The 25,342-nt window shown below is 53.1% G+C and carries 23 protein-coding genes and 1 tRNA gene; 3 read left to right on the top strand and 21 right to left on the bottom strand.

Annotated elements, in window-relative coordinates:
• Nucleotides 1-533 precede the first annotated feature (533 nt).
• From rnr to PRECH8_RS08745, 9 genes are all read right to left on the bottom strand, one after another.
• The gene (gene rnr, locus PRECH8_RS08785) at nucleotides 534-2,984 is read right to left on the bottom strand and encodes a ribonuclease R (RefSeq protein WP_200966764.1); all 2,451 of its coding nucleotides are present in this window, start codon (nucleotides 2,982-2,984) and stop codon (nucleotides 534-536) included.
• A 68-nt stretch (nucleotides 2,985-3,052) separates the two neighbouring features.
• Nucleotides 3,053-3,904, bottom strand: a complete 852-nt coding sequence (locus tag PRECH8_RS08780) for an alpha/beta hydrolase (RefSeq protein WP_200966730.1) — start codon at nucleotides 3,902-3,904, stop codon at nucleotides 3,053-3,055.
• A gap of 121 nt (nucleotides 3,905-4,025) precedes the next feature.
• Nucleotides 4,026-4,259, bottom strand: a complete 234-nt coding sequence (gene secG / locus PRECH8_RS08775) for a preprotein translocase subunit SecG (RefSeq protein WP_200966729.1) — start codon at nucleotides 4,257-4,259, stop codon at nucleotides 4,026-4,028.
• 177 nt (nucleotides 4,260-4,436) lie between these two features.
• Nucleotides 4,437-5,723, bottom strand: a complete 1,287-nt coding sequence (gene eno / locus PRECH8_RS08770; protein WP_200966728.1) for a phosphopyruvate hydratase — start codon at nucleotides 5,721-5,723, stop codon at nucleotides 4,437-4,439.
• A 138-nt stretch (nucleotides 5,724-5,861) separates the two neighbouring features.
• Nucleotides 5,862-7,400, bottom strand: coding sequence for a 2,3-bisphosphoglycerate-independent phosphoglycerate mutase (gene gpmI / locus PRECH8_RS08765; protein ID WP_200966727.1), 1,539 nt, complete (start codon nucleotides 7,398-7,400; stop codon nucleotides 5,862-5,864).
• A 3-nt stretch (nucleotides 7,401-7,403) separates the two neighbouring features.
• Complete coding sequence (tpiA, locus tag PRECH8_RS08760) at nucleotides 7,404-8,156, bottom strand: triose-phosphate isomerase (RefSeq protein ID WP_200966726.1); 753 nt, start codon at nucleotides 8,154-8,156, stop codon at nucleotides 7,404-7,406.
• A gap of 25 nt (nucleotides 8,157-8,181) precedes the next feature.
• Nucleotides 8,182-9,366: a phosphoglycerate kinase gene (locus tag PRECH8_RS08755; RefSeq protein WP_200966725.1), complete on the bottom strand. Its 1,185-nt coding sequence runs from the start codon at nucleotides 9,364-9,366 to the stop codon at nucleotides 8,182-8,184.
• A gap of 93 nt (nucleotides 9,367-9,459) precedes the next feature.
• A complete protein-coding gene (gap, locus tag PRECH8_RS08750) occupies nucleotides 9,460-10,464 on the bottom strand; it encodes a type I glyceraldehyde-3-phosphate dehydrogenase (RefSeq protein ID WP_200966724.1) in 1,005 nt (334 codons plus the stop codon).
• A gap of 90 nt (nucleotides 10,465-10,554) precedes the next feature.
• A complete protein-coding gene (locus PRECH8_RS08745; protein WP_200966723.1) occupies nucleotides 10,555-11,577 on the bottom strand; it encodes a sugar-binding transcriptional regulator in 1,023 nt (340 codons plus the stop codon).
• Between the two features lie 318 nt (nucleotides 11,578-11,895).
• On the opposite strand from PRECH8_RS08745, the gene PRECH8_RS08740 reads away from it, so the two are divergent.
• A tRNA-Arg gene (locus tag PRECH8_RS08740) sits at nucleotides 11,896-11,970 on the top strand.
• 238 nt (nucleotides 11,971-12,208) lie between these two features.
• Entirely contained in the window at nucleotides 12,209-12,793 is a 585-nt protein-coding gene (clpP, locus tag PRECH8_RS08735; RefSeq protein WP_200966722.1) for an ATP-dependent Clp endopeptidase proteolytic subunit ClpP, read from the top strand.
• A gap of 158 nt (nucleotides 12,794-12,951) precedes the next feature.
• Here clpP and PRECH8_RS08730 read toward each other — a convergent pair whose 3' ends face one another.
• From PRECH8_RS08730 to PRECH8_RS08710, 5 genes are all read right to left on the bottom strand, one after another.
• Complete coding sequence (locus PRECH8_RS08730) at nucleotides 12,952-13,221, bottom strand: HPr family phosphocarrier protein (RefSeq protein WP_200966721.1); 270 nt, start codon at nucleotides 13,219-13,221, stop codon at nucleotides 12,952-12,954.
• Between the two features lie 199 nt (nucleotides 13,222-13,420).
• Nucleotides 13,421-14,362 carry a DNA-binding protein WhiA gene (gene whiA / locus PRECH8_RS08725; protein ID WP_200966720.1) on the bottom strand — a complete coding sequence of 314 codons (942 nt, stop codon included), beginning with the start codon at nucleotides 14,360-14,362 and terminating at the stop codon, nucleotides 13,421-13,423.
• Between the two features lie 6 nt (nucleotides 14,363-14,368).
• Nucleotides 14,369-15,358 (bottom strand): gluconeogenesis morphogenetic factor MgfK, encoded by a 990-nt coding sequence (gene mgfK / locus PRECH8_RS08720; protein WP_200966719.1) that lies wholly within the window; start codon nucleotides 15,356-15,358, stop codon nucleotides 14,369-14,371.
• A gap of 13 nt (nucleotides 15,359-15,371) precedes the next feature.
• The gene (gene rapZ / locus PRECH8_RS08715) at nucleotides 15,372-16,259 is read right to left on the bottom strand and encodes an RNase adapter RapZ (protein ID WP_200966718.1); all 888 of its coding nucleotides are present in this window, start codon (nucleotides 16,257-16,259) and stop codon (nucleotides 15,372-15,374) included.
• Between the two features lie 83 nt (nucleotides 16,260-16,342).
• Nucleotides 16,343-17,293 carry an ROK family glucokinase gene (locus PRECH8_RS08710; protein ID WP_200966717.1) on the bottom strand — a complete coding sequence of 317 codons (951 nt, stop codon included), beginning with the start codon at nucleotides 17,291-17,293 and terminating at the stop codon, nucleotides 16,343-16,345.
• Nucleotides 17,294-17,467: 174 nt separating this feature from the next.
• On the opposite strand from PRECH8_RS08710, the gene trhA reads away from it, so the two are divergent.
• The gene (gene trhA, locus PRECH8_RS08705; RefSeq protein ID WP_200966716.1) at nucleotides 17,468-18,103 is read left to right on the top strand and encodes a PAQR family membrane homeostasis protein TrhA; all 636 of its coding nucleotides are present in this window, start codon (nucleotides 17,468-17,470) and stop codon (nucleotides 18,101-18,103) included.
• A gap of 94 nt (nucleotides 18,104-18,197) precedes the next feature.
• Here trhA and trxB read toward each other — a convergent pair whose 3' ends face one another.
• The 7 genes from trxB to hisA all read right to left on the bottom strand — a co-directional run bounded on the left by trxB (nucleotide 18,198) and on the right by hisA (nucleotide 25,303).
• The gene (gene trxB, locus PRECH8_RS08700) at nucleotides 18,198-19,148 is read right to left on the bottom strand and encodes a thioredoxin-disulfide reductase (RefSeq protein WP_200966715.1); all 951 of its coding nucleotides are present in this window, start codon (nucleotides 19,146-19,148) and stop codon (nucleotides 18,198-18,200) included.
• 92 nt (nucleotides 19,149-19,240) lie between these two features.
• Nucleotides 19,241-20,974, bottom strand: a complete 1,734-nt coding sequence (locus PRECH8_RS08695; RefSeq protein WP_308808482.1) for a tetratricopeptide repeat protein — start codon at nucleotides 20,972-20,974, stop codon at nucleotides 19,241-19,243.
• Between the two features lie 63 nt (nucleotides 20,975-21,037).
• Entirely contained in the window at nucleotides 21,038-21,991 is a 954-nt protein-coding gene (locus tag PRECH8_RS08690) for a ribose-phosphate diphosphokinase (RefSeq protein WP_200966714.1), read from the bottom strand.
• A gap of 107 nt (nucleotides 21,992-22,098) precedes the next feature.
• Entirely contained in the window at nucleotides 22,099-22,908 is an 810-nt protein-coding gene (hisJ, locus tag PRECH8_RS08685) for a histidinol-phosphatase HisJ (RefSeq protein WP_200966713.1), read from the bottom strand.
• Nucleotides 22,909-23,038: 130 nt separating this feature from the next.
• Nucleotides 23,039-23,692 (bottom strand): bifunctional phosphoribosyl-AMP cyclohydrolase/phosphoribosyl-ATP diphosphatase HisIE, encoded by a 654-nt coding sequence (gene hisIE / locus PRECH8_RS08680; RefSeq protein ID WP_200966762.1) that lies wholly within the window; start codon nucleotides 23,690-23,692, stop codon nucleotides 23,039-23,041.
• Nucleotides 23,693-23,697: 5 nt separating this feature from the next.
• Nucleotides 23,698-24,456 carry an imidazole glycerol phosphate synthase subunit HisF gene (gene hisF, locus PRECH8_RS08675; protein WP_200966712.1) on the bottom strand — a complete coding sequence of 253 codons (759 nt, stop codon included), beginning with the start codon at nucleotides 24,454-24,456 and terminating at the stop codon, nucleotides 23,698-23,700.
• 67 nt (nucleotides 24,457-24,523) lie between these two features.
• Nucleotides 24,524-25,303: a phosphoribosylformimino-5-aminoimidazole carboxamide ribotide isomerase gene (gene hisA / locus PRECH8_RS08670; RefSeq protein ID WP_200966711.1), complete on the bottom strand. Its 780-nt coding sequence runs from the start codon at nucleotides 25,301-25,303 to the stop codon at nucleotides 24,524-24,526.
• Nucleotides 25,304-25,342 lie beyond the last annotated feature (39 nt).

The following is a 25,342-nucleotide window of genomic DNA, read 5'->3' as shown; positions in this document are numbered from 1 at the left end:
GCAACCGAAAGGAAGCAGGATCAACGCGCGGTCCATGGTCTGTTCTTATACGACTTTTAGGTCAAAACCCCGTCCCTTTTCCGCCGAACACATCATTTTATACGAATTATAGGATAAAATGATGCGCCGCTTCTCCCAAAACCAATGTTTTATACAAAATTTAGGACAAAATCCTTCAAAACACCATCCGACAGGGCGATTTTATACGAAAGTTCGTATAAAACCACTCAACCCCTCATCCCGCTGATCCCTTTTATACGAAAAATAAGTCAAAATCCATCAACACATATTAACACATATCAACACATATCAACACATATTAACACATATCAACACATATTAACACATATCAACATACGTCAACACACATCAACACTCATCAACATCCGTCAACCTTCACCGCAGCCAACGCACCGCACAAACCAGGCGGGCATCCCTTCGGACCCCGCCCGATGATCCAGCTGCAGCTCTACACTCGCTGCTGTCATACACGCGCAGCATCCGCAGATTCGGCTCCTGCGACGACCGTTCCGCTACTTCTTCTTCGCCTTCTTGCCCGCCGCTTTGCCGCCGGCCTTCGCCTTCCCGGTGCGGCTGGACGATTTCGCGGCCTTCGGATTCTTCGATTTGGCCGTCTTCGCCTTGCCCAGCTTGCTTCCACCGGCACCGGCTTTGCCGCGTTTGCCGCCGCTTCGGAAGCCCCAGAAGTCCACGCCGTCATCCGCATCGGCCGAACTGCTTCCGCCGGACCCGCGGCCGGACTTGCCGCCGCCGCGTGATCTGCCAACGTCCCCGCTGTAGCGGCCTTTCTTCTTGGCATAGATCACCCGGGGCTCATCGTGCCGCGGCTGAGCCTCAACCAATTCGAAGTCGATGGTATGGTCATCCATGTTCACACGAGCGACGCGTACACGAACTTCATCGCCGATGCGATAGATCTTGGATGTACGTTCTCCGATCAGCGCCATCTGCATCTCGTGGAAATGGTAGTAATCATCCGTGAGATAGCTGAGACGAATCAGCCCTTCCACGGTGTTGTCCAGTTCGACGAACATGCCGAAGCTCGTCACGCTGCTGATGATGCCCTGGAACTCTTCACCGACCTTATCCAGCATGAATTCCGCTTTCTTCAGCGCTTCCGTATCCCGCTCTGCTTCCACAGCGATGCGTTCGCGCTCGCTGGAATGATCCGCGATATCCTGGATGCGGCTCGCCAGATATTCCTCCCGGGCATCGCTGAGCTGTCCGCCGTTTTCGATCACCTCACGGATGATGCGGTGGATGACGAGGTCGGGATAACGGCGGATCGGCGAGGTGAAGTGCGTGTAGAATTCCGCCGACAGACCGAAGTGGCCGCGGCTCTCTGAATCGTACTTCGCCTGCTTCATCGAACGCAGCATCATCGTGCTGATCACCGTTTCCTCGCGCGTCCCCTTAATCTCCTCCAGCAGCGATTGCAGCGCCCGCGGATGGACGCGGTTGCCCTTGCCGCGCACGACATAGCCGAAGTTGTTAATAAACTGCATAAAATACATCATCTTCTCGCTGTCCGGATCTTCGTGGATCCGATAGATGAACGGCACCCTCAGCCAGAAGAAATGTTCCGCCACCGTCTCATTGGCCGCCAGCATGAACTCCTCAATGATCTGTTCAGCGATGGTCCGCTCCCGCTTCACGATGTCGATTGGCTTGCCGTTCTCATCCACGATGACCTTCGACTCTTGGAAATCGAAGTCGATCGCGCCTCGAGCCATGCGCGCTGCGCGCAGTTTCAGAGCCAGCTCCTCCATGGTGCGGAAATCCTCGACCAGATCCTCCTCATACTGCTCCATCACTTCCGGATCTTCATCCACCAGGATCTTGCGCACATTCGTATAGGTCATCCTCTCCACCGTGCGGATGACGCTGGTGTAGATGTCATGTTTGACCAGCCGTGCCTTCTCATCAAACTCCATCTCACAGGTCAGCGTCAAGCGATCCACCCTGGGGTTCAAACTGCAGATCCCGTTCGACAAGCGGTGCGGCAGCATCGGGATCACTCGGTCTACCAGGTAGACGCTGCAGCCGCGGTTATAAGCTTCTTGGTCAAGCCGCGAATTCTCCCGAACATAATAACCCACGTCCGCGATATGAACGCCCAATCGGTATCCGCCGTTCGGCAGGCGCTCCACATGGACCGCATCGTCCAAGTCCTTCGCATCTTCCCCGTCGATGGTGACGATGCGCTTATCCCTTAGATCCCGCCTGCCGGCCAGTTCCTCCTCGCTGATCGCATCCGGAATCTGTTCCGCCTCTTCCAACACATCCGGCGGAAACGCTTCCGGCAATCCGTGCTTGCGAATAATCGACAGGATATCGACGCCGGGGTCGTTCTTATGACCGAGGATCTCGATCACTTCACCTTGCGCAAGCGACCTTCCCTCCGGATATTGTACGATGCGGACGACGACCTTCTGACCGTCCACGGCGCCGTTGATCGCTTCCTGCGGCACGAAGATATCCTTGACGATCCGCTTGTCATCAGCGATCACGAAGCCATAACTCCCATAATGTTCGAAGGTGCCGACTACTTCAGTATTTGCCCTCTTCAGGATGCGTACGACTTCCCCTTCCAGCTTGCCGCCGACGCTGCCCTTCGAGGTTATCCTGACCAGCACCGTATCCCCATTCATCGCACCTAACATATCATTAGCATGAATGTAGACATCCGGATGATCCCGATCATCCGGGATGAGGAAACCAAACCCCTTCGGATGCGTCTGCAGCCGGCCTCGCAGCAGATTCATCCGTTCCGGTACGCCGTATCGATCCCCGGATCTTGTGCGCAGGATTTCTCCGCGCTGCTCCAGATCATTCAACAGCTTCAGGAACTCCTTGAACGCTTGCGCTCCCTCTATGTTAAAATGCTTCTCCAACTCCTGATAAGTCATCGGCTTATATGCCTTTTCCCGCATAAATTCCAGTATTTGCTCTTCCGTAACGATGATGATCACCCCTTTATATCCACCATAACTAGGATCCATCCTATCCTGAGATCCGGACCTGTTCGGCATCAGACGAGAGTCGGTTCCAGGATCACATCTGAGCCGTCGGCCATCACCATACCGCTGTTATCGACAGAAGCTGTACGGTCCAGTTCTTTGCCAGTGTGAAGATGCTCTACGAAACGAAGCACATCAGCATAGACTTCATCCCGGCTTCGATCCGCCAAGATCGCATGGGTCGTCTCCGGATAGTATCGCACCACCTTATGTCTAGAAGACACATGGCGCTCAATATATGCTGCACTGATCGGTTTAACCGTAGCATCACGCAGACCTTGTCCGATGAAGATCGGAGCCGTCACATAGGACAGCTGCCGTTTCATGATCTGGATATGCTTGTACAAGCTTTCGACGCAAGCAAGCGGTGTTTTAGAATAGGCGCCTCTCTCTATTACTAGATAATCGCATATCGCAGGCTGTTTGTGAATATATGGTTTGACATACTTCACCAATCCCGCGTAACGAATCCTGCGATCCATAAGTTCGATCGGCGCCGCCAGACTGACGACACCTTCCGTCTGCCGCACCAAAGACAACTTCATCGCCAGCAGCCCGCCCATGGAATAGCCGATGGGTATGATCTCTGCATCCGGTACCGTCTTAGCCAGCAGATCATAACTAAGGAGCGTATGCTGCCACCAATCTTCCCAGCGCGTCCTCTGCATCTCCTCGGGAGTCGTACCGTGGCCGGGCAAGCGAATCGCCAGCACCGTATATCCCGCACCATGCAAGCAGCTGCCCAACCTGCGGAAATCCCCCGGATTACCGGTAAAACCATGGATCAGAAGCAGACAAGTCCGTTTCTTCTCCCCGATCCCTTCCAGATAGAATGATTGCGTTGATTTCCAACCTTGAGTCATAACACCACCTTCTTCCACCGGGATCATGTACAAAAAAAACGACAGGAAGCTCATCCTGCCGTTTAGTATGAACGTTTCACAGCAAAACCAATCATAAGTCTTCTTAACCTGGTATGAATTCTTAACCCGATATGAACGTCGCGGCAACGCATAACACGACGAATAAAACACCAAGCACAATCGTCGTACGATGCAGAAGAAGATCTAATCCGCGAGCTTTCTGTTTCCCGAACAAGTGCTCAGCACCGCCGCTGATCGCACCGGACAGACCGGCACTCTTACCTTGTTGCAGTAATACGGTCAATATTAACCCTAAGGAAACGATCACCAAAAGGATCTTAACTGCGATAGCCACTCAAAAAACCTCCCAAACCATCTATACGGACAACATTTGTATTGTAGCATAACTTCCACGATATGCGCAACAATAAATGGCTTTACCTTTGCCGCGATTCATTCTGTTCATTTGTATATCAAATGACTGCACAGCAAAAGCCCTCCGAGGGAATCCCCAGAGGGCTTAGCCTTGCGATTACTTGTTCAGGTTGTAGAATGCATCACGACCGCCATACAGAGCGATATCGCCCAGCTCGTCCTCGATGCGGAGCAGCTGATTGTACTTCGCTACGCGGTCTGTACGGGAAGGAGCACCGGTCTTGATCTGGCCGGCATTGGTTGCCACAGCGATGTCAGCGATTGTGCTGTCTTCGCTCTCACCGGAACGGTGGGAGATCACCGCCGTGTAACCTGCGCGCTTCGCCATCTCAATCGCATCGAAGGTCTCCGTCAGCGTACCGATCTGATTCACCTTGATCAGGATCGAGTTGCCCACGCCCTTCTCGATGCCTTCGGACAGACGAGCTGTGTTCGTTACGAACAGGTCATCGCCGACGAGCTGTACCTTGTCGCCGAGACGATCAGTGAGCAGTTTCCATCCTTCCCAGTCGTCCTCTGCACAGCCGTCTTCGATCGAGATGATCGGATACTTCTCCACAAGATCAGCCAGGAAGTCTACGAACTCCGCCGATGTGAAGGTCTTGCCTTCGCCTTCCAGATGGTACTTGCCATCCTTGAAGAACTCAGTGGATGCAACGTCCATACCCAGCATGACGTCTTCGCCTGGTTTGTAGCCGGCTTTCTCGATCGCTTCGATGATCGTAGCCAGTGCTTCTTCGTTCGAACCGAGGTTCGGAGCGAAGCCGCCTTCGTCGCCTACTGCCGTATTCAAGCCCTTGCCTTGCAGAACTGCCTTCAGGTTATGGAAGATCTCAGCACCCATGCGCAGAGCTTCGGTGAAGGTCTTTGCACCTACAGGCAGAACCATGAACTCCTGAATGTCCACGTTGTTATCCGCATGCGCGCCGCCGTTCAGGATATTCATCATCGGCACAGGCAGGGTCTTCGCATTGAAGCCGCCAAGGTAGACATATAGAGGTACGCCAATGGCGTCAGCAGCCGCCCGAGCTACGGCCATCGATACCGCGAGGATCGCGTTCGCACCGAGTTTGCCTTTGTTCGGAGTGCCGTCCAGTTCGATCATCTTCTTGTCGATACCGACTTGATCAAGGGCATCCCAACCGATGATCTCAGGCGCGATGATTTCGTTCACATTCTTAACCGCATTAAGTACACCCTTACCCAGATAACGGCTCTTATCGCCGTCGCGAAGTTCAACAGCTTCATATGCACCTGTCGAAGCGCCGGAAGGAACGATGGCACGGCCTTGTGCACCGGATTCCAACAGCACGTCTACTTCTACTGTTGGGTTGCCGCGGGAGTCAAGCACTTCGCGTGCATAGACATCAGCAATGATTGTCATATTAGATCCACACTCCTATTCATCTTTACTTATATATTCATGAATTGTGCTTGTTAAGCAGCAGCGCTTAACAAGCACAATGTTCATGTATCCTTGGGCAAACACAGCTTAGTCAAGATGCAGCATGATCAGCGGCGATTAATCGACGATGATCGTCTTACCCGTCATCTCTTTCGGCTGCGGAATGTTCATCAGCTTCAGGATCGTCGGCGCCACATCCGCCAGGATACCGCCTTCGCGCAGTTTAACATTCTTATCCGTGACGATGAACGGCACCGGATTGATCGTATGCGCGGTATGCGGACGTCCCTGTTCATCGAGCATCATCTCGGCATTGCCGTGGTCAGCGATGATCACAGCAACTCCGCCCTTAGCGAGGACCGCCTCAACGACTTTGCCAAGGGAGGCATCCGTCGCTTCAACCGCTTTGATCGTCGGTTCCAGCTTGCCGGAATGACCGACCATATCCGGGTTAGCGAAGTTCAAGATGATCACATCATGACGGTCTTCCTCGATCTCCTTCACGCAGGCATCCGCCACTTCATAGGCGCTCATCTCCGGTTTCAGGTCGTAAGTTGCGACCTTCGGAGAATTGATCAGAACGCGCGTCTCCCCAGGGAGTTCCACATCGCGTCCGCCGCTGAAGAAGAAGGTCACGTGCGGATACTTCTCCGTCTCAGCGATTCTGAGCTGTTTGAGCCCATGCTGCGCGATGACTTCCCCTAAAGTATTATCCAGATTTTTGGGCTTGTATGCAACGTACCCGCCGACACTCTCGCTGAAGAGCGTCATGCACACGAAGAACAGATTCGTCGGACGGCCAGGCCCGCGGTCGAACTCGCGGAAGTCTTCGTTCGTGAACACGAGGGACAGCTGGATCGCCCGGTCCGGACGGAAGTTGAAGAAGATGATCGAATCCTCGGATTCAACGGTTGCCACCGGCTTGCCGTCTTCCTTGACGATCACTGTCGGCACGACGAACTCGTCATAGACTTCTTGGGCATAGGAATCCTCGATCGCCTTCAGCGGGTCTTGCGCCTGCGGACCTTCGCCGTAAACCATCGCCCGGTAGGACTTCTCTACGCGATCCCAGCGCTTATCTCGGTCCATCGCATAGTAGCGGCCTTGGACCGTAGCCAATTGCCCGACTCCCAGATCCTTCATGTAGTTCGTCAATTCTTCCACATATTTTCTCGCGGAGTCCGGAGCTACGTCCCGCCCATCGAGGAAGGCATGGACATAGACATCGTAGAAGTTCTGCTTCTTGCACAGATCCAGAAGGGCATAGAGGTGGCTGATATGGCTGTGCACGCCGCCGTCGGATACGAGGCCGGCAAGATGAAGCTTCTTGCCCTTCGATTTGGCATGTTGGATGGCGCCAAGCAGCGTTTCATTGTTCTCAAACTCGCCGTCGCGAATCGACTTCGTGATCCTCGTCAGATCCTGGTAGACGATCCGGCCCGCGCCGATATTCAGGTGTCCAACTTCCGAGTTGCCCATCTGCCCATCCGGCAGACCGACGGCTTCGCCGTATGCCGTTAAGGTGGTGTGAGGATACTCATTCCAATAGCGGTCGAAGTTCGGCTTATGTGCTTGTGCTACGGCATTGTTCTCCTTCTCATCGCGGAGTCCGAAGCCGTCTAAGATGATTAGTGCGACTGGTCTAGGTCTAGTCATCGTTTATTTGGCCCCCTCGACCAATTGAATATACGATGCCGCCTCGAGGCTTGCACCGCCTACGAGCGCACCGTCAATATCCGGCTGCTGCATGAATTCGCGAATATTGCTCGGCTTCACGCTGCCGCCGTATTGGATGCGAATCTTATCAGCGGTTTCTTGGCCAAATACCGCTGCTACCCGTTCACGAATATAGCTGATCACTTCATTCGCATCTTCCGCCGTGGAAGATTTGCCCGTGCCGATCGCCCAGATCGGTTCGTAGGCGATGACCGCTTGTGCAGCTTGTTCTGCAGTCAAACCTTGCAGCGCCGCCTCCGTCTGCACACGGCAAACTTCCTTCGTCTGGCCCGCTTCGCGCTCTTCTAATTTCTCGCCCACACAGATGATCGGCGTGATGCCGTATTTAAATGCTGCATGAACTTTCTTGTTCACCGTCTCATCGGTTTCTGCAAAATAAGCACGGCGCTCAGAATGGCCGATGATGACATAGTGAACGCCGAGGTCCTGCAGCATCGGGCCGCTGATCTCACCTGTGTATGCGCCGCTCTCTTCCCAATGCATATTCTGCGCGCCAATCTTCAGACTCGTCCCTTTCACCGCTTCTGCGAGTGCCGGCAAGGCCGTGAAAGGAGCGCAAATCACACTTTCCACACCTGCGATCTCCGCTTTGCCCTTCACTTCATTGACGAAAGAGACCGCTTCCCCTGCAGTTTTGAACATCTTCCAGTTGCCCGCTATGATCGGGGTCCGCATACTTTCACTTCCTTACCTGTCATGATTATTTATCGTTAAGTGCTACTACGCCGGGCAGTGCTTTACCCTCCATGAACTCAAGCGATGCACCGCCGCCCGTCGAGATATGGTCCATCTTGTCTGCAAGTTGGAACTTCTCTGCAGCCGCTGCCGAATCGCCGCCGCCCAAGATCGTATATCCTTCCGTTTCCGCGCAAGCTTGTGCTACGGCTTTCGTTCCTTCTGCAAACTTATCCATCTCGAAGACACCCATCGGGCCGTTCCATACGACGAGCTTCGACTTCTTGATCACATCGGCGTAGATCTCGCGCGTCTTCGGTCCGATATCCAAACCTTCCCAATCGGCAGGGATCTTGTCGACATCTACAACTTGCACGTTCGCATCTTCGCTGAAATCATCCCCTACAACGATATCAACAGGGAGATAGAAGTTCACATTCTTCTCCTTGGCTTTCTCGATGAAGCCTAGAGCCAGATCCAGCTTCTCCTCATCGACCAAGGACTTGCCGATCTCATATCCTTGCGCTTTGAAGAAGGTATAAGCGATTCCGCCGCCGATCAAGATATTATCCGCGATGTTCAGCAGATTCTCGATTACGCCGATCTTATCCTTAACCTTCGCACCGCCGATGATCGCCGTAAATGGACGCTCAGGTTCTTGCAGCGCTTTGCCGAGAACCTCCAGCTCTTTCTCCATCAGAAGACCGGAAACCGCCGGCAGATGATGCGCAATTCCCTCCGTCGAAGCATGAGCCCGGTGAGCAGCGCCGAAAGCATCGTTCACATAGATGTCCGCAAGTTCAGCCAGCTGCTTGGCAAATTCCGGATCATTCTTCTCTTCCCCTGGATAGAAGCGCACGTTCTCAAGCAGAAGAATATCTCCGTTATTCAGCTTCTCGACTTGGGCCTTGACAGCATCGCCCACAGCCTCATCTGCCTTCGCTACCGGCTTGCCATCAAGCAATTCGGACAGGCGCTTCGCAACTTGCGTAAGACGGAATTCCTCGACAACTTGCCCCTTAGGACGACCTAGGTGGCTCGCCAAGATGATCTTCGCACCTTGTTCGATGAGATACTTAATCGTCGGCAAAGTTTCACGAATCCGAGTGTCATCTGTAATCACGCCGTCATGAATCGGAACGTTAAAGTCCACACGGACGAATACTCTCTTGCCAGCTACATCGATATCGCGAACACTCTTCTTGTTCATATGCCCTGCTCCCTTCGAATATATATGAAACGATGGAATAGAGGAGTGCAACCTCCTCTATTCCCTTTCGTTCAAACTGCTTCTATTGTTCGATTACAGGCCTTTGTTTGCGATATATTGTACGAGGTCAACAACGCGGTTGGAGTAACCCCACTCGTTATCGTACCAGGATACAACCTTCACAAGGTTGTCGCCGACAACCATCGTGGACAGAGCATCGATGATCGAGGAAGCCGGGTTACCGTTATAGTCTCTCGATACCAGCGGCTCTTCGGAGTATGCCAGGATGCCTTTCAGCGGACCTTCAGCAGCTTCCTTCAGCGCAGCGTTTACTTCTTCCACGGTGACGTTCGTAGCCAGTTCTGCAACCAGGTCAGTTACGGAAACGTTCGGAGTAGGTACGCGGAATGCCATACCGTTCAGCTTGCCTTTCAGTTCAGGCAGTACCAATGCAACCGCCTTAGCTGCACCAGTAGTGGACGGGATGATGTTCTCAGCAGCTGCACGTGCACGGCGCAGATCCTTGTGCGGCAGGTCGAGAACATTTTGGTCGTTCGTGTAGGAGTGAATCGTCGACATCATTCCTTTTACGATGCCGAATTTATCGTTAAGAACCTTCGCGAATGGCGCTAAGCAGTTTGTTGTACAAGATGCGTTGGAGATCACATGGTGGTTTGCCGGGTCGTATTTGTCTTCGTTAACGCCCATAACAATCGTGATGTCTTCGTTCTTAGCAGGAGCAGAGATGATGACTTTCTTCGCTCCACCCTTCAGGTGAGCTTGTGCCTTTTCCTTATCTGTGAAGATCCCGGTGGATTCAACAACGATCTCTACGCCGAGGTCTCCCCAAGGAAGTGCACCTGGATCGCGCTCTGCGAATACCTTCACGGACTTGCCGTTGACAATCAATTCGCCTTCTTTAGCCTCTACCGTTGCATCCAGCTTGCCGTGAGTGGTGTCGTACTTCAGCAGATGTGCCAATGTCTTGACATCGGTCAAGTCATTGATCGCTACAATTTCAACCTCCGGATTGTTCAGGGCTGCACGGAATACGTTGCGGCCGATACGACCAAAACCATTGATACCTACTTTTACCATCTTGTTTTCCTCCTTCGTGATATACGCATTAGGATATATTTGAATGGCCAGCTGACCTGCTGAATGCAGCTTAGCCAATCAATAACTTGTTCAACAACGGCTGACGATGACCTGAGCGGCTGCTTCATCGGTCACCAGGATGTCCTCATGACCGAACTTCAGGATCGACTCAATCGCTTCAGCCTTGCTGCTGCCACCCGCTACACCGATGACGACCTCTGTTTCCATGATGTCTTCTAACTTCAAGCCGACGGTCGGCATCTTATGGACGACATTGCCTTCACGATCGAAATAATAGCCGAAAGCCTCGGCATGTGCTCCTTCCTGCTTCAGGAGTTCGATCGTGCGTTCGTCGGCCTTGCGCCTGCGAGCCATGGTCATAGCGTTTCCGATCCCGTGGATGACGATGCGGGAACGGCGGATGACCTCAACGACCTCTTGAATATTCGGATCTGACATCAAAGACTGGTATGCCTCATCGCCAAGATGATCGGGAACATGCAGGAGACGATACTGTCCGCCTGTTCGTTTCGCCATGGTCGAGGCGATCGTATTGGCTTGCAGTTCCACATTCTCCCCAAGTCCGCCGCGAGCCGGCACGAACATGCAGTTCGTATCCGAGGTTGGGAAAGTCAACAGGTTAGCTACTTCTGCCAGAGTGGAACCTCCGGTAACGCCTATGACGTCTCCTTCTTTGACGACCTTGCGCAGCACCTGCGCGCCGGCCAGCCCCAATTCTCGCTTCGTATGCGGGGAGTGATCCGAATCCCCCGGTACAATGACAACCTGCTGGAGACCATAGGCTTGACGGATCTTCTCTTCCATGTCCGTAAGACCGAAGAGATCTTTGATGAAAGGTTCGATCTCCTCCAACAGTAGGATACCCGCTTCCGTAATCTGCATGCCGGCAGGGGTGACATGAACCAAGCCCTGTGCTTTAAGGAAATCCACCTCAGCGCGCAGCACGCGCTCCGTCATGCCCAGTGAAGAAGCCAGCGAACGCCTTCCGACTGTCCCGCTTACCATGATCGACTTAAGGATGGTATGCCTCTTCTTCAGGATCTCAGTCAGATCAGGCAAGAGGTGCTTCTGGATGTCGATTAACCGTCTCATACGAATCCTCACTTTAATTGCATGTTCAGGTTCGCCGCATAAGCGAAAAACAAACCTGCCGACATCGGGACTCGTTATGTCCCTGACCAACAAAAAGCGTCCCACTCTGGTTAAAAAAAGAAGATCGATATGCGCAGTATTTTGCGAAAGTTGTTGATGCACCTATTGTATGCCAACAATGGCTGAAATGCAAGTCCGTTTACACACAGAACGATCGGAAATTCCATAATTGTGAATAATCCATTTCAGAAAATTGTACCGCTTGATTTTTCGACATCTATATCATATAATAACCTTTGTTTCAGCTATTATGCATAAGCGCTCGTGGTCCAATGGATACGACGCAGGCCTCCGGAGCCTGAGATCGAGGTTCAATTCCTCGCGAGCGCGCCATTATCCCAGATGAGGAATCATCGGCACGACGAGTATAACTATATTTTTTTATCAACGGTCTGACCTTTCTTGACCTTTGATGGCGATTGATTTATGATATAATTGTAAGGGTTCGAGATACAAGGATCGCTGACGGGATGATCGACAGAAGATCGATCTGGATCCGATCTCAGGATCCCGTAAGCTTATGATCAACACGACTATCTATAATCTTTATAAAGAGAAGGAGGAACTGTCTATGAGTGGGTTCATTCCTATGGTAGTAGAACAGACCAACCGCGGCGAAAGAGCCTATGATATCTACTCTCGGCTGCTCAAGGACCGGATCATCTTCCTGGGCTCGCCGGTTACCGACGCCGTGGCGAACTCGATCATCGCCCAGATGCTGTTCTTAGCCGCTGAGGATCCTGACAAGGATATCAGCTTGTATATCAACAGCCCAGGCGGATCGATCACAGCCGGGATGGCTATCTATGACACGATGCAATATATCAAGCCGGATGTATCCACGATCTGCGTAGGGATGGCAGCATCGATGGGAGCTTTCCTGCTGGCAGCAGGTGCGAAGGGCAAGCGTTTTGCTCTGCCGAACAGCGAAGTTATGATCCATCAACCTCTCGGCGGTGCAGAAGGGCAGGCAAGCGATATCGAGATTCGGGCGAGACGCATCTTGAAGATGCGCGATCACTTGAACAAGATCCTGGCCGAACGCACAGGACAGCCGCTGGAACGCATAGAGAAGGATACGGATCGCGATTACTTCATGACCGCATATGAGGCTATGGAGTATGGAATCGTCGACCGTGTCATCGAGAGGGTATAAGCAGAAGCTGGATAAAAGCGAAGCAATAAGAATAAGCTGTGACGAGGCATTCGTCGCAGCTTTTTGTATGTGCAAAAGACGTCATCCATATTGCATGAGATGACGCTTTAACAACTTGTAAAGGATATTCCGATCCTCTCTCCGCCGAACGAGGAAACTTATGGGTTCTCAATCTCTTCTTTGCTGACAAGAGCAACCAGCGCACTTACCGCTTGTTCTGCGTCAGCTCCCTCGGCGATGATGTTCACTTCCGTACCGGAACTGATCGCCAGACTCATGATCCCCATGATGCTCTTGGCATTGACTTTTTTCTCGTCTTTTTCGACGTATATTTCTGAAGAGAACTTATTCGCTTCTTGTACGAACAATGCAGCTGGTCGAGCATGGAGTCCCGTTTTCAATCTGACTACGACAGGGCATTTAGCCATATCAACCTTTCCCCCTAGACCAAGATAATGGTAATCATAATAAAGACTAATTCCTGTATCTAAAACTCCAATAACTGATGTGACAAGGTTAGGGATCACTCCCCAGCTAACCGCAGGCTACTAGCATATTATAGCATTATTCCCGTGTTAGCACTAGAACCAAACATGAGTTATCGTAGAATATATACGTTTTCGTTACTTATTTTAGTCCATTGCGCACCTTATTAGCAAGTTCATCGATCTTGCGCAGGCGGTGATTGACGCCGGACTTGCTGACGTTCCCTTTGAGCAGCTCTCCGACTTCCTTCAGGTTGAGATCCGGATGCTGCAGCCGAACCATCGCAACTTCTCTTAGTTTCTCCGGCAGGTTCTCCAGACCGATCTCTTGATCTATCAACTTGATGTTCTCAATCTGCCGCATCGCAGCACCGATCGTCTTATTCAGATTCGCCGTTTCACAATTCACGATGCGGTTCACCGAATTGCGCATATCGCGCATGATCCGCACATCTTCAAACTTCAGAAGCGCTTGATGGGCACCGATCACGCTGAGAAAATCAATGATCTTCTCGCCTTCCTTCAGATAGAGAACGTAACCTTTCTTCCGCTCGATACAACGAGCATTCAGCCTGTAGCGATTTGCAAGCTCGCACAAGGCGTAACAGTGATCCTCATACATCGTAGCGATCTCTAGATGATAGGAAGAGCCCTCAGGGTTGTTCACCGAACCTCCTGCTAAGAAAGCGCCGCGCAGGTAAGCCCGCCGATCGCATTCCTTGCTGATGAGGCTTTCATCGATCCCCGATTGAAAGACGAACCCTTCCGATACGATCTTCAAATCTGCCAAGATCTCCTGAACTTTGCGCGGTACGCGCACGATGTAAACGTTGTTTTTCTTCAGCCGCATCTTCTTGCGGACAAGCAGTTCGGATTGGACGCCGAAGGTTTTCTTCACCAGCGTGAAGATCCTTCTGGCAATCGCCGCATTCTCCGTAGAGATATCCAGAAGGATGCGCTTGTCGGTCAACTGCACCGTTCCGATCATGCGGATCAAGGCTGCCAGTTCAGCTCGCTCACAGCAAGCTGATTCCGTCTCGATCAGCGTCAGCTCCTTCTTCGTCTGCGCTGCGAATGACGTCATTCCCGCTCACCTCTTCCCCGATATCCAGGAATGGATGATCCGTAATAATTGTTTGCTTAGCTTCTCTGTATCATGGCGTAAGTACGTGTCAACCTGAACCAAATGATCGGCGATGATCCTCGCACCGGTACGACTGAGTTCGTCCATATCGATCTGAACGGGAACAGAGCCTTTCTCCGCATATCGATCCAAGACTTCCTGTGAGATCTGTCCCTTGTTCACGACGATGTAATCTAACGCCAGCCCTGGAACATGCTGCACGAGGGCCTGTACATGATCGCTGACGCTGTAACGATCCGTCTCGCCGGGCTGCGTCATGACATTGCATACGAAGATCTTCACGGCCTCTGAACGAACGACGGCAGTTCCGATACCGGGGACGATCAAGTTCGGGATGATACTCGTGTAGAGACTTCCCGGGCCGATGATGATCGCATCCGCTTCTTCGATGGCTTCCACCGCTTCTTCCAGCGGCACCGCGTCAGGAGGATCGAGGCGCACCCGTTTGATCTTCTTCCCGGACTTCGGGATCTGGGATTCGCCGCGCACCTCGCTGCCATCCTCATACTCTCCGATCAATACGATCGGCTGAGCACTGGCTGGCAGCACACGCCCCCGGACGGCCAGCACCTTGCTGAGTTCCTTAATGCCTAGGACAAAATCTCCCGTAATCTCCTTCATCGCGGCGAGGAGCAGATTACCCAGGCTGTGTCCGGCCAAGCTCGAGCCCGACTGAAACCGATGCTGCAGCACCTTGGACAACATTGGTTCAACATCTGCCAAAGCCAGGAGCACATTGCGGATATCTCCCGGCGGCGGGATATGCATCTCCGAACGCAGCACGCCCGAACTCCCGCCGTCATCCGCCACCGTGACGATCGCCGTTAGATCTAAAGGCAGCGTCTTAAGGCCGCGCAGCATCACCGAGAGCCCGGTACCTCCGCCGATCACGGCTGCCCGCGCCCGGCGGGCAGGCCGGTGATCTTCTATTCCCATGGTTATTCACCTCTTAACGATGATCACGCGCAGCATCCCGATGTGACACTTGCGCCGCTTCATTCTCACCGCTGCTGATCATCTTGCCGAGATATTCAGCGATCGCAACGGATCTGTGTTTTCCTCCCGTACAACCGATTCCGATCACCAGTTGGCTTTTGCCTTCCTTCTTATATTGAGGCAGCAGGAATTGCAAGAGATCCAAGAGTTTATTCAAGAATGCTTGGGTCTCATTCCATTTCATCACATAATCATAGACTTCTTGATCCAACCCGGTCTTGGGCCGCAAGTGGTCGATATAGTGAGGATTCGGCAGGAAGCGCACATCGAAGATTAGGTCTGCATCGATCGGGATCCCATACTTAAATCCAAAAGATATAATATTCACATGGATCTTGTTCCGTTCGATCTGGCTGAAACGAGAGGTCAGCACTGCTTTCAGCTGTGCTGGCTTGATATTGCTCGTGTCGATGACTTGCGTCGCCATACCCTTGAGTTCTTCCAGCAAGACCCGTTCCTGCTGGATGCCCTCCAAAGGAAGCCCGCCCTTGGCCAGCGGGTGACGGCGGCGGCTCTCCTTATATCGTTGAACTAGTACAGAATCCGTAGCATCCAAGAACAGGATCTCATAATGAATCGTGGGGTTGTCCTGAAGTGCATCCAGCGCATCGTTCAAAGCCCGGAAGAATTCCCTTCCCCTCAGGTCGATGACGAGCGCGACCTTCTCGATACTTCCGCGGGATTGTTCGATGAGCTCAGCGAACTTGGGGATCAGCACAGGAGGAAGATTATCGACGCAAAAATACCCTAGATCTTCCAAACATTGGACCGCGATCGTCTTGCCGGCTCCAGACATACCTGTGATGATGACGAGATTAGCCATGCTCTGGCTTTGCGTCATGAAAGGAACCTCCTTAGTATGAATAACTGACATCACGGGCTAAATTTCCTACTATCATTATATCAGAACGTTCCCGCCCGGGCTCATCCTCTTATATGCAATCCTGCGGCACCGACAACGCCGGCATTGTTCCCCAGCTCAGCAGGAACGATATCCACTCCTTCTTGAGAACTTGGCGGTGTATACTGGGCGAACGCTTCGCGGATCGGATCGAAGAGGATATCCCCTGCTTTGGACACGCCCCCGCCGATGATGAACCGCTTCGGATTCAGCACCAATGCAAGGATGCTCATCGTACGGCCTAGATAATAACCCGCCCGGTTCACGATCCTTCTCGCCACCTCATCCCCTTCGCGGGCAGCGTCCAGAACCGCCTTAGCCGTGATGTCTTCGTGCATGCTCAGCATGGTCTTCTCGCCGCGCTCCAGAGCATCAAGCGCCATCTTCACGATTCCGGTGGCCGAGGATACCGTCTCCACGCAGCCTTTCTGGCCGCAGCCGCACTTGATCGCTTCGAGATCCGGCACGATCTGGATATGGCCGAGTTCTCCCGCCATGCCGTTATGTCCTTCTTGGATCTTGCCGCCGGTGATGATACCGCCTCCTACCCCCGTACCCAGGGTCAACATGACCAGGTCATCAACGCCTTTGCCTGCACCGGCCCATGCTTCGCCTAGAGCTGCGATATTGGCATCGTTGTTGATCTTAACCGGCTTCCGCAGTTCCTGCTCCAGCACATCCTTCACCGGTACATTCTCCCAACGCAGGTTAGGAGCAAATTTGACGATTCCGTTCTTCATATCCATGAACCCGGGGAAGCCTATGCCGATGCCCGCCACTTGCTCCCAACTATAGGCGGACTGATCGACAAGCTGTCTAACATAGGTGACGATGTTCTGCAGGACGACTTGTGGACCGCCGTCGGTTCCCGTCGGCCCTTCAAAGGTGTGCAGCAGGTTTCCCTGCCGGTCACAGATGCCGAGTTTAATCGACGTGCCGCCTACATCGACACCTGTATAAATCTGATCTGTCATTCACTGATCACCCCGAACGATATGTATACTTCCGTTTATCATACCCAATATAATTCAAGGGCAATATAAGGTCAAGAAATTGCCCCGTTCAACGGATATAACGTGTATAATAAAGACATATGCTTGGTAGAATTAGTTTTGCAATATTCTATAAGGAAAGAAGGTGTTGGCAGCATGGCCAATACTCATGTTTACACACTGAAAGAAGAGATCTCGCACGCGATCAGCCACGGTATCGGCTCCGCCTTAAGCATCGCCGGCCTGCCCGTCCTCATCGTCACAGCTGCACTTGAAGGCACGGTATGGCACGTCGTGAGTTTCTCCATCTACGGCGCGGCGATGGTCCTTCTGTATCTCAGTTCCACCTTGGTGCACAGCTTCCCCGAAGGAAGAGCGAAGCACATCTTCGATATCTTCGATCATTCCTCGATCTATATCTTCATCGCCGGCACTTACACGCCCTTTCTATTGACGGCGCTGCGCAGCCCGATCGGCTGGACGCTGTTCGGCATCGTATGGGGACTAACCCTATTCGGGATCGTATTCAAGATCTTCTATGTGAAAAAGTTCCTCTATCTGTCCACACTGCTCTATATCTTGATGGGATGGCTGATCGTGATGGCCTGGAAGCCGCTCACCGCCGCTATTCCCTCCGAGGGCATCACGCTCCTGGTCATCGGCGGGATCCTCTACTCCGTGGGAGCGATCTTCTATGTGTGGCGCGGATTCCAGTTCCATCACTTCGTCTGGCATCTCTTCGTCATTGCCGGCTCCGTCGCCCACTATTTTTCCATCCTGCTTTACCTTTAAGAGCAATGCCATCTTCTCCGTTTCCTCGCCAATCCCTCATACGAATAAAATCTGACCGCCCGAAAATCTTCCGGCGGTCAGATTGATTTGCCTGTTACCCTAATGTTTGACTCCAATCCTGTGCAGCACTTCCCTCCAAGAAGCGCTCGCAATCGAGTGCCGCCATACAGCCGCTTCCTGCAGCGGTAATCGCTTGGCGGTATTTCTTATCCTGCACATCACCGCAAGCGAAGATCCCCGGAACACTCGTCTCCGTTGTCCCCGGCTTCACGATGACATAGCCCTGCTCATCGAGATCAACAACGCCTTGCAGGAAATCGGTGTTCGGCTTGTGACCGATGGCCACGAAGATGCCGTCGGTTTCCAGAAGCTCGATCTCTCCGGTCTCATTGTTCCTAACCTTCAGCCCTGTTACGCCATGCTCATCGGAAACGACGGCTACCGGCGTGCGGTTCAGGCTCCACGTGATCTTCTCGTTAGCGCGCGCTCTGTCCTGCATGATCTTCGATGCCCGCAGTTCATTGCGGCGATGCACGATGCGCACTTCCGTTGCAAACTTCGTCAAGAAATTCGCCTCTTCCATCGCCGAATCTCCGCCGCCGACAACGATGAGCTTCTTGCCGCGGAAGAAGAACCCGTCGCAGGTGGCACATGTGCTGACCCCGCGGCCGATATTCTCCTTCTCCTCCGGGATCTCAAGCAGCTTCGCCGTCGCTCCCGTGGAGATGATGATGGTCTCCGCTTCCAGTTCTCCCATGCCGTCCACCGTCAACTTGAACGGCCGGCGGGAGGCATCGATCTTCGTTACCCATCCCCGCTGGAACTTCGCACCGAAGCGCTCTGCCTGCTTGCGCATATTGTCCATGAGATCCGGCCCCAGGATACCCTCCGGGAATCCTGGGAAGTTCTCCACATCCGTCGTTGTCGTGAGCTGCCCGCCCGGCTGCGGACCTTCGATGACGAGGGGTTCCAGATTCGCGCGTGCCAGATAGATAGCCGCTGTAAGTCCTGCAGGACCCGTGCCGATTACGACTGTTTTGTACACCATGATCTACCTCCTGCTTCTATCAATATATGTGAGGATGAGCCGCTTAGATCCTATGATCCAAGCCGCTCATCGTACATGGCATAGAACATCTATAATTTGCCGCCATAATGGGGAAAGATTCCTTCCATCTTCTCCCGCAGGCCGCAGGCCTCATCGATTCGCGCCGCATTCCTGCGCACCGTCGACTCGGAGATGCCGTATCTCGCGGCTACTTCCATATAGGTGACTTGTCTTCGGTGCATCTTCGCGATCAAATATTCAAGCGCCGCTGACCATCCTTCCGGACGGCGAATCTGCGGGGTTCCCGGATACGTCCGGCTGAGAAAATCCGTCCACAACGTCTGCATATCATAACGTTCGATGAGATCATAGCGATGCTCCATCTGCTGCAGCGCGATCTCAAGGACATCCTGCCAAGACTGTTCCCATACAGGCAGCGTTGTACCGTGCAAGTTCAAAACTTCATGCGCCGCTGTTCCGTCTTGGCGCACCTCCTCGGATCTCAGTGACTGGAGCACGTGAAGCGCCGCTAGTTTGAGATCTTCCGCCTCATCGGGACGTTGGATGAATTCGCGAAGCGCTGGTTCCACTTCTTGGTCTCCGATCATACCGAGGGCCTGAATGACTTGCAGCTTCATATCATGATCGCCGTAACGCAGTACCCAGAAAAAAGACGAGCGCACGATCGGATCATGGCGCAACTGCTCCGAAAGCGATTCGTCCGCCGTCTCGATCCACTTGAACTGTTCTTCGAAGGGCAGGTGGTAGCTGTAACTGAAGGTTTGGAGATCACAAGCGCCTTCTTCATACTCATCAAGCCGCTGCAGATAGTAATCAGCCACATGCTCTCCAGGATCCAGCTTCTTCACTTGCTTCCACAAGGAACGTGCTTCACTCAGTCTGTTGGTGTGCACAGCTGCTACCGCTGTGTAGTGATAGAGACTCGGGTCGTATTCCGTATGCACCATCTTCAGCAGCATTCGAAAAAGCCGATAGGCATGTTCATGCTCGCCTAAGATCCCCATCGTGGTCGCCAGCTTGAAGCTGTGTTCCGGATTCAGCGGATACAGCTTGCGCAGCATGTTCAGAAGAGCTTGTACTTCCAAGATCTGACCCAGCTGCAGTTTCAGGATCGCAAGGTTGCACAGGGCATGGAGGTTCTCCGCTTCCTCCTCCAGCACCTTCTCCACCGTCGCGAGTGCAAGATCAAGCTGACCTCTGTAATAGTAAGCCAGAGCGAGGTTGTTGTAGGCTGCGAGGAAGTCTGGGAAGCGGTCCACCAAGCTCTCCAGCTTGGCCACGGCTTCATTGAAACGCCCTTCTTCCAGCAGCTGACGGGCCTGCTCATGCTCGAACAGCGCAGCACGGCTGCGGATGGTCTTCACCTTGATCGGGCGCCCCAATTCAAAGGACAAGAGCTCCAGCATCTCCTCTGCTTCATCCAAGTACAGCCCCTGCTCGTCCAACTCCAGATAGAGCAGCAGGCTGCGCTCGGATTCTTCGAGGAGATCCATATTCAGATAATTGTTCGCCATATAGAAGTGGCATTCCGTTAGATTCGGATCGAGCGACTCCAAGACATACTGCAGGATCTGATTCGAGGCGGCAAAATCCCCCGTCTCAGACAATACACCTGCCAGATTGATATGATGAACGGCATTATCCGGTTCGCTCTCCACAGCACGGCGAAAGTATCGAAGCGCCTTCTCATAGTGGTACCGGTCCAGTGACTGCATTCCGCGTTGGAAGTAGAATTCGGCATTTAAGTGCAGCGGTATGATGTTATGAGCGGCATGCACGGTGGGCATCTCTTTGTTCTTCACCGTTTCCTGCACCTCCTGTCATTCGCAGCGGCGATCGACCTTCACCGTCATATCTTGCTATGATTATACGCCTCCCGATTTGAACAAGGTGCTTATCGAACCGCCTTGTACGATGATCCGGATGGCATCAGCCAGCAGATGGTCCAGTGATAAGATCTTGAACTTGGGAGATAAGTTCTCCGGCTGTGCAATCGTATCCGTCACGATGATCTCCTTCACATCCGGACGGTCCAGTTTCTGAATCGCGTTCTCAGAGAACAGACCGTGAGTTGCACATACATAGGCATCGTTCGCGCCCCGTTCTTTCAACCCTTCGACAACATTGACTATGGTGCTGCCGGTGTCGATGAGGTCTTCGATGATGATCGGCGTCTGTCCCTCGACATCCCCGATGAGGTGCGTGATCACAGACTCATTGTGGGCCGGTCGTTTCTTGATCATGATGGCGAACGGAGCATTCATATAACTCGCCAATCTCTCTGCCGTTGATGCGCGCCCCGCATCCGGGGATACAACAACCGGATTCTGGATATTCTGCTGCTTCAGATAGTCGACGATCATATCCAATGCGGTCAGATGATCCACAGGAATGTTGAAGAACCCTTGAATCGCCGGAGCATGCAGATCCACGGTAATCACCCGCCGGGCTCCTGCCGTCGTCAGCACATCCGCCACCATCTTCGCCGAGATCGGTTCACGAGGCTTCGATTTGCGCTCCTGCCGGGCATATCCGTAGTAAGGGACGATGACGTTAACCGTGCGCGCTGAAGCGCGTTTAGCTGCATCGATCATCACGAGCAATTCGACAAAGTTCTCGTTGATCGGGTGTGAGAATGACTGTACTAGGAACACGTCGCAGTTGCGGATCGATTCCTCATAGTGGCAATACACTTCACCGCTTTTGAAACGAGAGATGTTGATCCTGCCCAGCGGAATACCCAGTACCCTGGAGATTCTCTCCGCCAGCTTAGGATTCGACGTTCCTGAGAAGATTTTGGTTGATTCGCAGTCCACCATGATACAATAAGGCCCTCCCAAACATTATATAAAAATACTGCTTGTATCGAATAAATATAGCTAACCCATTACATTATACCCTTCTAAGCAGCTTGTTTCAAAACTTTCTATTCAATGGGGACCATGATGCGGCGGCGTCTGTCGAATGTTGCCAACTCCGTAAATCCGAGATCTTTCAACAAGGCATAAGCTTGATCCAGATACTGCGCTAATTTTGTCGGATCATGGGCATCGGAACCCACGGTAAGGGGAATGCCCTCAGCCAGACAGTATTCCAACATCCTCCTGCTCGGGAACATCTCCGCGGCCGGCATGCGCAGACCGGAAGCGTTGAGTTCGATCGCCAGTCCCGCTTCCTTCACCGCATCCAGCGTCTGCTTCTCCAGATCATAGACATCCTTAGTCGGCTTCTGCCCGAACCGCTTGATCACATCGATATGCCCGATATAGTCGTACAGCCCGGTGCGCGCGGCCTTCTGCACCGCGTCGTAGTACTGCGCATATACTTCGTCGACATCCTTGCCTTCCCAGTTATGCAGCTGCCGGAAATCGGTCACATCCCACTCCCCTAGAAAATGCACAGATCCGATCACATAATCCCAGGGATACGGTTCAAGCAGCTTGGCGATGTCCTCCTCATACCCTTCGATATAATCCGCCTCCACGCCGACGCGAATATCGATCCGATCCCGATACTTCTCCTTCAGCTCCAAGCATTCTTCCACATACCGCGGGAATTCCTCCAACGGCATCGCCATGCCCTCATAGTATTTGGCCGGATCAACATGGATCAAGGGCATATGATCGGACAACCCCAGCTGTTTCAGGCCGAGTTCGATCCCTCGCAAAACGTATTCTTCAAGTTCCCCTGCAGCATGACCGCAGCGGGCGTGGTGTGTATGATAATCGATCCACATCCGTATTCTTCCTTTCTCTTGTAATGTTCATCGTATCCATCCCAAGTTTGCAGCACATATTCGTCCATAAGCCCGCGTATGCAAATATCGCCCGAAGTTCTAAGAACCCCGGGCAATCTCACTGTAACGATTATTCTTGCGTCTGCTGCTCCTTCGGCTTGATGTGGCGCCCTTCCAGTTCAGCCAGCACACGATCAATGGGCAGCTTCTGCTCTCTAAACAACACAAGCAGATGGAAGAGGAGATCGCTCGCCTCCCAGCTCAATTCATCGTGGTCGCGGTTCTTCGCGGCGATGATCACTTCTCCTGCTTCCTCTCCTACTTTCTTCAAGATCTTATCGACGCCTTTATCGAACAGGTAAGTCGTATAGGCGCCCTCCGGTCGTTCTGCTTCCCGGCTGGCGATAACGGCTTCCAGCTGATTCAAGATCGCGAACCGGTCCGCTTTCCCTTCTTGCACTGCTTCGCCGTCCAGACGATGCTGGAAGCAGCTGTACTTGCCCGTATGGCAAGCCGGTCCCTGCGGTTCGACCAGCACGAGCAAGGCATCGGCATCGCAGTCATAGCGGATCTCGCGGATGAGCTGCTTATTGCCGGAAGTCGCTCCTTTGTGCCATAATTCGCCGCGCGAACGGCTCCAGAACCAGGTTTCGCCTTCCTCCAGCGAACGCTGCAGCGATTCACGGTTCATATAGGCAAGGGTCAGAACCTCTTTGCTCACGGCATCCTGGACGATCGCCGGGATCAGCCCCTGTTCATTCCAACGCAATGCCTCGATGTCCACGGCTGTCACCGCACATCCACTCCTTTAGCCCGCAGTGCCTGCTTCAATTCAGGAATCCTTACCTCTTGATAATGGAAGATCGAAGCCGCTAAGCCCGCGGCCGCCTTGCCTTCGGTGAACACCTTATAGAAGTCTTCGATGGAACCCGCGCCGCCTGAAGCGATGACGGGAATCGATACATACTCGCTTACCGCCCGGGTCAACGCTAGATCGAAGCCGTCCTTCGTTCCGTCGGCATCCATGCTCGTCAACAGGATCTCCCCCGCTCCGAGTTCTTCCACCTTCTTCGCCCAGTCCAACACCTTCATGCCGCTGGCGGTCTTCCCTCCGTGGGTGTAAACTTCCCAATCCTGCATCTCCGGGTTGTATCGCGCATCGATCGCTGCAACGATGCGCTGGGAACCGAACAAGCGCGCACCTTCCGAGATCAGCTGGGGATTCTTCACGGCGGCGGTATTCACGCCGATCTTATCCGCACCTGCGCTCAGCAGTCTTTCGATATCTTCCGCCTTGGAGATCCCGCCGCCTACCGTGAAGGGGATCTTGATCACTGCAGCTGTTTGCCGTACCACTTCGATCATCGTCGCACGGCCTTCCACGGTAGCCGAGATATCGAGCAGGACGAGTTCATCCGCCCCTTCCTGATCATACAGTGCGGCCAGTTCCACCGGATCTCCGGCGTCGCGCAGATGTTCAAAATTCACACCCTTAACCACCCGGCCGTCTTTCACATCAAGACACGGTATGATGCGTTTTGCTGCCATATAATTTCCTCCTTTGGGTTCTAGATCACCTTCACCCAGCTTAGCTCCCGCCGCCCGCCGCTTGCTTTCAGCCGAATCCATGACCCGCGCGATCTGCTCGACAAAACTCGACTACTTCCCTATAAGAGAGTTGACCGCCGAAGATATCGAGCGCACTGCCGATGGTGATGTCCAGCCTGCCGCCCGTGATCTCGCGGAATCGTGCGAGGTCTTCAAGCGACCTGGCGCCGCCTGCATAAGTCGTCGGAATCGTCGTCCATTCCGCCAGCTGCACAGCAAGTTTCTCCTCGATTCCCCCGCGTTTGCCTTCCACATCTACAGCATGGATCAGAAACTCATCGCAATAGGCTTCCAGCTCTCTGATGTTAGCTGCATTCACTTCAAAATCACTGTAAGTCTGCCACTGATTCGTGACCACCACATACTTGCCGTCCCGTTCCTTGCAGCTGAGGTCGATGACCAAGCGCTCTTTGCCGATCTTCGCGACGATCTTCTCAAGGTTGCGCCAGTTCAGCTTGCCGTCTCGGAAGATATAAGAGGTGACGATCACATGGGATGCGCCCATATCCAGATAGTGCTGAGCATTGTCCGCATGGATGCCGCCGCCGATCTGCATGCCGCCGGGATAAGCGCGCAGGGCCTCTTCGGCAGCCCGCTCATTCCCCTTGCCCAGCATGATGATATGCCCGCCGGTCAGGCCGTCGGTGCGGTACATCTCCGCATAGTAAGCCGGAGAACGCTCGGATACGTAGTTCTCTATCACCTTGCCGGCATCCGGCTGCAAGGTCTCGCCGACAATCTGTTTGACCTTTCCTTCATGAAGATCGATACATGGTCTGAATCTCATCGTTCTTGTCCTCGCTCATGTTATCCCATCATTTATCGT

It is taken from the genome of Insulibacter thermoxylanivorax, assembly GCF_015472005.1.
In the GTDB taxonomy this organism is placed as follows: domain Bacteria; phylum Bacillota; class Bacilli; order Paenibacillales; family DA-C8; genus Insulibacter; species Insulibacter thermoxylanivorax.
This window is presented reverse-complemented; position numbering and strand designations above follow the sequence as displayed.

Bases quoted from the DNA above. Each gene is read 5' to 3' on its own strand.
- tpiA (WP_200966726.1), bottom strand. From the start codon at position 8,156: ATGCGGACCCCGATCATAGCGGGCAACTGGAAGATGTTCAAAACTGCA.
- PRECH8_RS08745 (WP_200966723.1), bottom strand. From the start codon at position 11,577: ATGAGACGGTTAATCGACATCCAGAAGCACCTCTTGCCTGATCTGACT.
- eno (WP_200966728.1), bottom strand. From the start codon at position 5,723: ATGACAATCATTGCTGATGTCTATGCACGCGAAGTGCTTGACTCCCGC.
- mgfK (WP_200966719.1), bottom strand. From the start codon at position 15,358: ATGGGAATAGAAGATCACCGGCCTGCCCGCCGGGCGCGGGCAGCCGTG.
- PRECH8_RS08755 (WP_200966725.1), bottom strand. From the start codon at position 9,366: ATGAACAAGAAGAGTGTTCGCGATATCGATGTAGCTGGCAAGAGAGTA.
- hisA (WP_200966711.1), bottom strand. From the start codon at position 25,303: ATGAGATTCAGACCATGTATCGATCTTCATGAAGGAAAGGTCAAACAG.
- gpmI (WP_200966727.1), bottom strand. From the start codon at position 7,400: ATGACTAGACCTAGACCAGTCGCACTAATCATCTTAGACGGCTTCGGA.
- trhA (WP_200966716.1), top strand. From the start codon at position 17,468: ATGGCCAATACTCATGTTTACACACTGAAAGAAGAGATCTCGCACGCG.
- hisJ (WP_200966713.1), bottom strand. From the start codon at position 22,908: ATGTGGATCGATTATCATACACACCACGCCCGCTGCGGTCATGCTGCA.
- rapZ (WP_200966718.1), bottom strand. From the start codon at position 16,259: ATGACGCAAAGCCAGAGCATGGCTAATCTCGTCATCATCACAGGTATG.
- PRECH8_RS08730 (WP_200966721.1), bottom strand. From the start codon at position 13,221: ATGGCTAAATGCCCTGTCGTAGTCAGATTGAAAACGGGACTCCATGCT.
- whiA (WP_200966720.1), bottom strand. From the start codon at position 14,362: ATGACGTCATTCGCAGCGCAGACGAAGAAGGAGCTGACGCTGATCGAG.
- PRECH8_RS08710 (WP_200966717.1), bottom strand. From the start codon at position 17,293: ATGACAGATCAGATTTATACAGGTGTCGATGTAGGCGGCACGTCGATT.
- clpP (WP_200966722.1), top strand. From the start codon at position 12,209: ATGAGTGGGTTCATTCCTATGGTAGTAGAACAGACCAACCGCGGCGAA.
- PRECH8_RS08690 (WP_200966714.1), bottom strand. From the start codon at position 21,991: ATGGTGGACTGCGAATCAACCAAAATCTTCTCAGGAACGTCGAATCCT.
- hisF (WP_200966712.1), bottom strand. From the start codon at position 24,456: ATGGCAGCAAAACGCATCATACCGTGTCTTGATGTGAAAGACGGCCGG.
- gap (WP_200966724.1), bottom strand. From the start codon at position 10,464: ATGGTAAAAGTAGGTATCAATGGTTTTGGTCGTATCGGCCGCAACGTA.
- PRECH8_RS08780 (WP_200966730.1), bottom strand. From the start codon at position 3,904: ATGACTCAAGGTTGGAAATCAACGCAATCATTCTATCTGGAAGGGATC.